The organism is Streptomyces capoamus, assembly GCF_014654935.1.
GTDB lineage: Bacteria > Actinomycetota > Actinomycetes > Streptomycetales > Streptomycetaceae > Streptomyces > Streptomyces capoamus.
The window spans coordinates 108,328-114,031 of the sequence record NZ_BNBF01000023.1 but is presented as its reverse complement, the minus strand read 5'-3'; the positions used below and the strand labels follow the sequence as shown (position 1 = coordinate 114,031).

Genomic DNA, 5,704 nt, shown 5'->3' with positions numbered 1-5,704 from the left:
GGGGGGCCGGCTGGGCTGCCGCCGGCATCGGCATCCCGCCGCCGGCCGGTGTGACGGCGGCGGGGAGCGGCATGCCGGTGCCGGCGGCCGGTGCGGGGCCGGACGCGGTGAGCCGCACCCCGGCCCCGTTGGTCTCGCTGACCAGCCGGTCGACCGCCGCCGTACCCGAGCTGTAGCTGGTCCCGGTGCCCAGCTCGGGTACGGCGGCTCCCCTCCTGGACCCGTAGAGCACCTGTTCCAGGCCGGACACCAGGCGACGCACGTCGACCTGGGGGCGCACCACGAGCCGCAGGAAGCGGCTGGAGGATCCGATCTTGTTGCCGCACTCGCGGACCAGGATCCGGTGCTCGGTGAGCATCCGGTCCCGTACCACCGTGCCCTCGGCGCCCACGGGCAGGCGCACGAACAGGAAGTTGCCCTGCGAGGGGTAGACGGTGAGGCCGGGGAGCGCGGAGAGGTGGCTGGCCATCTCCAGCCGGTCGCGGCGGACCTGCTGCAGGCTCCGGGCGTACTCGGCCCCGTGTTCCTTCAGCATGAACACCACGTGCTCGGCGAAGGAGTTCAGGTTCCACTTGGGCAGCATCGAGCGGACCTTGCCGGCGAGCGCCGGGTTGGCGACGAGATAGCCGAAGCGGACGCCGTGCAGGCCGAAGTTCTTGCCGAGGCTGCGCAGCACGATCACGTTGGGGCGGAGCATGGCCTCCTGGACGACGCTGGGCTCGGCCTCCGCGTCGGCGAACTCCAGGAACGACTCGTCGACCACGACGAGGTCCAGGTCCGCCATGGCGTCCATGAACTGCACCAGCTGCTGCCGGCGCAGATAGCCGCCGTCGGGGTTGTTCGGGTTGCAGACCACGGCGACCCGGGTGCCGCGGGCGCGGATGAACTCGGCGTACTGGGCGAGGTCCAGGGCGAAGCCGTTGGCCTCCTGGAGCGGGAACATGTCGACCCGCTTGCCCGTCTCCATGGGCTGGTCGGTCCAGCGGCCGAAGGTCGGCACCGGGACGGCCAGGGACTCGCGGACCAGGAGGTGGTCGATCCAGGTGATCAGCTCCGTGGAGCCGTTGCCCATCGCCACGCACTGCGGCGGCAGCTGGAGCAGCGAGCACAGCTCACCGGTGATGGTGTCGGCGCTGCTGGGGTAGTACGTGACGATCTCGCGCAGCCGGCCCGCCATCTCCTCGAACATGGCGGGCGTCGGGAAGTACGGATTGCACGGAATGCAGAAGTCCACCGGGCCGGTCCCGTCGCCGCCCTCCCGCGTCAGCGCCGCCATGGAGGGGCTGTGCGCAGCGGTGCCGCGGAACAACGAGGTGACGTTGCCGGCCAAGGGAACCTCCGTCCAGGTGGCCCGTGCGGGGGAGCACGGGCCACCCTTCGATACGGAGGAGACCGCAGTGGTGTTCAACTCACCCGGGGTGTGAGCCGGTTCACTGCCCGAACGTGTGCACCGTCGTCGTCCGGTACGTCTGCCCCGGTCGCAGCACCGTCGACGGGAAGTTCGCGTGGTTCGGCGAGTCCGGGAAGTGCTGCGTCTCCAGGCACAGGGCGTCGCCCTGCCGGTAGGTGCGGCCGCCGGTGCCGGTGAGCGTGCCGTCGAGGAAGTTGCCGGAGTAGAACTGCAGCCCCGGCTGGTCGCTGGCGATCTTCAGGGTGCGGCCGGAGCGCGGGTCGCGCAGGGTCGCGATGTGCTCGGGCCCGGCCGTGATCCCCTTGTCCAGGACCCAGTTGTGGTCGTAGCCCTTGGCCTGCACCTGCTGCTCGTGGCCCGCCCGGATGTCCCGGCCGATCGGCTTGGCGTGCCGGAAGTCGAACGGGGTGCCCGCGACCCCGGCCAGCTCACCGGTGGGGATCAGACCCGAGTCGGTGGGGGTGTACCGGGACGCGGCGATGGACAGCTCGTGGTCCTCGATGGTGCCGCTGCCCTCGCCGGCCAGGTTCCAGTACACGTGGCTGGTGAGGTTGACGATGGTGGCCTTGTCGGTGGTGGCCGCGTAGTCGATGCGCCAGTCGCCGTGCCGGGTGAGGGTGTACGTCACCTTCGTCCGCAGCGTGCCCGGGTAGCCCATCTCGCCGTCGACACTGGTGTAGTGCAGGTGCAGTCCGACGTCGGCGCCCTTGGTGAACGGCTCGACGTGCCACACGTGCTTGTCGAAGCCCTTGGCGCCCCCGTGCAGGTGGTTGACGCCGTCGTTCACGGAGAGCTGGTACGGCTTCCCGTCGAGCGTGAACTGGCCCTTGCCGATGCGGTTGCCGTACCGGCCGATCAGGGCGCCGAAGTAAGGGCTCTTCGCCACGTAGTCGGCGAGGTTGTCGAACCCGGCCACGACGTTGGCGTGGCGGCCGTGCCGGTCGGGGACCTCCAGGGTCTGGACGATGCCGCCGTAGGAGAGCACCTTCAGCCGGGTACCGCCGTTCGCCAGCGACCAGCGGTACACCTTGGTGCCGTCGGCGAGCGTGCCGAAGAGTTCCTTCACCGGCCCCCGGCCTCCCCGGCCGGTGGCCGCCTCGGCGCTGCCCGTGCCGAGGGTGGTGGCGGCCAGGCCCGCCGCCGCTGCTCCCGCGATGACCGTGCGTCTGTTCAGTTCCATGGTGCGGCTCCGTGTTGTCTGGGCGCTTACGAACCGGACTTGCGCTTGTTCCACACGTCGAACCCGACCGCCACCAGCAGGGCGAGGCCCTTGATGACCTGCTGCCAGTCGGTGCCGACGCTGAGGAGGTTCATGCCGTTGTTCAGCACGCCGAGGACGAGACCGCCGATGATGGCGCCGAGGACGGTGCCGACACCGCCGCTCATGGAGGCGCCGCCGATGAACGAGGAGGCGATGGCCTCCAGTTCGAAGTTGACGCCCGCCTTCGGCGAGGCCGCGTTCAGCCGGGCGGCGACCACCATGCCGGCCAGGGCCGCGAGCACGCCCATGTTCAGGAAGACGTAGAAGGTGACCTTCTTGTCCTTCACGCCGGAGAGCTTGGCCGCCGGCAGGTTGCCGCCGATCGCGTAGATGTGCCGCCCGAAGACCGCATTGCGCATGATGTAGCCGTAGCCGACGACCAGCGCGCCGAGGATGATCAGCACGATCGGGGCGCCCTTGTAGCTGGCGAGCAGCAGGGTGAGCACGAGGACCGCGGCGACCAGGGCGGTCAGCTTCAGCAGGAACAGCCGGACCGGCAGGACGTCCAGGGAGAACTCCTGCTGGCGGCGGCGGTCCCGGAACTCCTGCCACACCACGGCCGCGATGAGGACGAGCCCGAGCAGCAGGGTGAGGTTGTGGTAGTTGGTGTGCGGGCCGGCCTCGGGCAGGAAGCCGTTGCCGAGCTTCTGCAGGCCGTCCGGGAACGGGCCGAGGGTCTGCCCCTTGAGCAGGATCTCGGTGAGGCCGCGGAACAGGAGCATCCCGGCGAGGGTGACGATGAACGACGGTATGCCGAGGTAGGCGATCAGATAGCCCTGGACCGAGCCGGCGACCGCGCCGACCACCAGGCACAGCACCATCGCGACGGGCCAGGCCACCCCGTGCTGCACGGTGAGCACGGCCGCGAAGGCGCCGACGAACGCCGTGAGCGAGCCGACCGACAGGTCGATGTGCCCGGCGATGATGACCAGCATCATGCCGATCGCGAGGATCAGGATGTAGCTGTTCTGCAGCACCAGGTTGGAGACGTTGCGCGGCAGCAGCAGGTCCCCGTCGGTCCAGATCGCGAACAGGACCACGATCAGGCCGAGCGCGATCAGCATGCCGTACTGGCGCATGTTGCGGCGCAGTCCGGCCAGCACCAGGCCGAGCAGCCCCGTGCCGGCGGCCGGTCCGCTCCCGCCCGGCGGCGCGGGGGCCGGGCTCTTGGCGGTCACATCCGTGCTCATCGCGTTACCTCTTTGTCCTTCGTCATATGGCGCATCAGCACTTCCTGCGTGGCCTCGGCCCGCGGCACCTCGCCGGTCAGCCGCCCGGCGGCCATCGTGTAGATGCGGTCGCACATGCCGAGCAGCTCGGGCAGCTCGGAGGAGATGAAGACGACCGCCTTGCCCTGGGCGGCGAGCTGGTCGATGACCGTGTAGATCTCGTACTTGGCGCCCACGTCGATGCCGCGGGTCGGTTCGTCGAGGATCAGCACGTCCGGACCGGCGAAGATCCACTTGCTGAGGACGACCTTCTGCTGGTTGCCGCCGGAGAGCTTGCCCACCGGCTCGAACACCGTGGGCGCCTTGATGTTCATGGACTTCCTGAAGCCCTCGGCGACCTGCCGTTCCTCGTGCTCGTCCACCACGCCCCGCTTGGCGACCTTGCCGAGCGCGGTCAGCGAGATGTTCCGGTTGATGCTGTCGATGAGGTTCAGGCCGTAGTGCTTGCGGTCCTCGGTGACGTACGCGATGCCGTGCCCGATGGCCTCCGCGACCGTCTTCGTCCGGATCTCCGTGCCGTCCTTCAGGACCGTGCCGCCCGCGTACCGGCCGTACGTCCGCCCGAACACGCTCATCGCCAGTTCGGTGCGGCCCGCGCCCATCAGGCCCGCGATGCCCACGATCTCGCCGCGGCGCACGGTCAGCGACACGTCGTCGACGACCTTGCGCTGCTGGTCGATCGGGTGGAACACGGTCCAGCCGCGGATCTCCAGCGCGGGTGCGGCGCCCTCCTCCGGCTGGTGCGGGCTGCGCTCGGGGAAGCGGTGGTCCAGGTCGCGGCCGACCATGCCGGCGATGATCCGCTCCTCGGTCGTCTCCGGGGCCTTCACGTCGAGGGTCTCGATGGACCGGCCGTCCCGGATGATCGTCACCGAGTCGGCGACCTTGCGGATCTCGTTGAGCTTGTGGGAGATGATGATCGAGGTGATGCCCTGGTTCTTCAGCTCCAGGATCAGATCGAGGAGCTTGTCGCTGTCCTCGTCGTTCAGGGCGGCCGTCGGCTCGTCCAGGATCAGCAGCTTCACCTGCTTGGACAGCGCCTTGGCGATCTCCACCAGCTGCTGCTTGCCCACGCCGATGTCGGCGACCCGGGTCTCCGGGTGCTCGGCCAGACCGACCCGGCGCAGCAGCTCGGTGGCGTGGCGCAGGGTCTCGCGCCAGTTGATGAGTCCGCGCGCGGCGTGCTCGTTGCCGAGGAAGAGGTTCTCGGCGATGGACAGGTGGGGTACCAGCGCCAGTTCCTGGTGGATGATGACGATGCCGTGCTGCTCGCTCGCCCGGATGTCCTTGAACCGGCAGGTCTCTGACTCGAAGAGGACGTCCCCCTCGTAACTGCCGTACGGGTGGACGCCGGAGAGCACCTTCATCAGGGTGGACTTGCCGGCGCCGTTCTCCCCGCAGATGGCGTGGACCTCGCCCTGCCGGACGGTGAGCGTGACGTCCGACAGCGCTTTGACACCGGGAAAGGTCTTGACGATCGAGCGCATTTCCAGGACGGGTCCCGCCATGGTCGTGCCTTCCAATCCTTAGGGGACGGGCGGGTTACTTGAGGTCGCCCTCGGTGTAGTAACCGCCGTCGACCAGCACCTGCTTGTAGTTGGACTTGTCGACGCTCACCGGCTGGAGCAGGTAGGCGGGCACGACCTTGGTGCCGTTGTCGTACGTCTTGGTGTCGTTGACCTCGGGCTTCTTGCCCTTGAGGGAGTCGTCCATCATCGTGGCGGCGACCTCGGCGAGCTTGCGGAGGTCCTTGTAGACGGTCTGCGTCTGCTGACCGGCGATGATCGACTTCACCGAGGCCAG

The 5,704-nt window shown here is 69.0% G+C and carries 4 protein-coding genes and 1 pseudogene; all 5 read right to left on the bottom strand.

The window, feature by feature from the left end; translation table 11 throughout:
* Positions 1-1,330, bottom strand: a 1,330-nt coding sequence (locus IE312_RS30200; RefSeq protein ID WP_229900603.1) for a pyridoxal phosphate-dependent aminotransferase, incomplete at its 3' end; no start/stop codon positions are given.
* 100 nt (positions 1,331-1,430) lie between these two features.
* Positions 1,431-2,591: an aldose epimerase family protein gene (locus IE312_RS30195; RefSeq protein WP_189985447.1), complete on the bottom strand. Its 1,161-nt coding sequence runs from the start codon at positions 2,589-2,591 to the stop codon at positions 1,431-1,433.
* A 26-nt stretch (positions 2,592-2,617) separates the two neighbouring features.
* Positions 2,618-3,862, bottom strand: coding sequence for a multiple monosaccharide ABC transporter permease (gene mmsB / locus IE312_RS30190; RefSeq protein WP_189985446.1), 1,245 nt, complete (start codon positions 3,860-3,862; stop codon positions 2,618-2,620).
* On the bottom strand, positions 3,859-5,409 hold the full coding sequence (gene mmsA, locus IE312_RS30185; protein ID WP_189985445.1) for a multiple monosaccharide ABC transporter ATP-binding protein: 1,551 nt from the start codon (positions 5,407-5,409) through the stop codon (positions 3,859-3,861). Before mmsA ends, mmsB begins: the two co-directional genes overlap by 4 nt.
* A gap of 34 nt (positions 5,410-5,443) precedes the next feature.
* Positions 5,444-5,704, bottom strand: a pseudogene (locus IE312_RS42490) (sugar ABC transporter substrate-binding protein); the annotation flags it as partial.

What these genes read in the sequence shown, in the direction of transcription:
- IE312_RS30195 (WP_189985447.1), bottom strand. Translation starts at nt 2,591, where the DNA reads ATGGAACTGAACAGACGCACGGTCATCGCGGGAGCAGCGGCGGCGGGC.
- mmsB (WP_189985446.1), bottom strand. Translation starts at nt 3,862, where the DNA reads ATGAGCACGGATGTGACCGCCAAGAGCCCGGCCCCCGCGCCGCCGGGC.
- mmsA (WP_189985445.1), bottom strand. Translation starts at nt 5,409, where the DNA reads ATGGCGGGACCCGTCCTGGAAATGCGCTCGATCGTCAAGACCTTTCCC.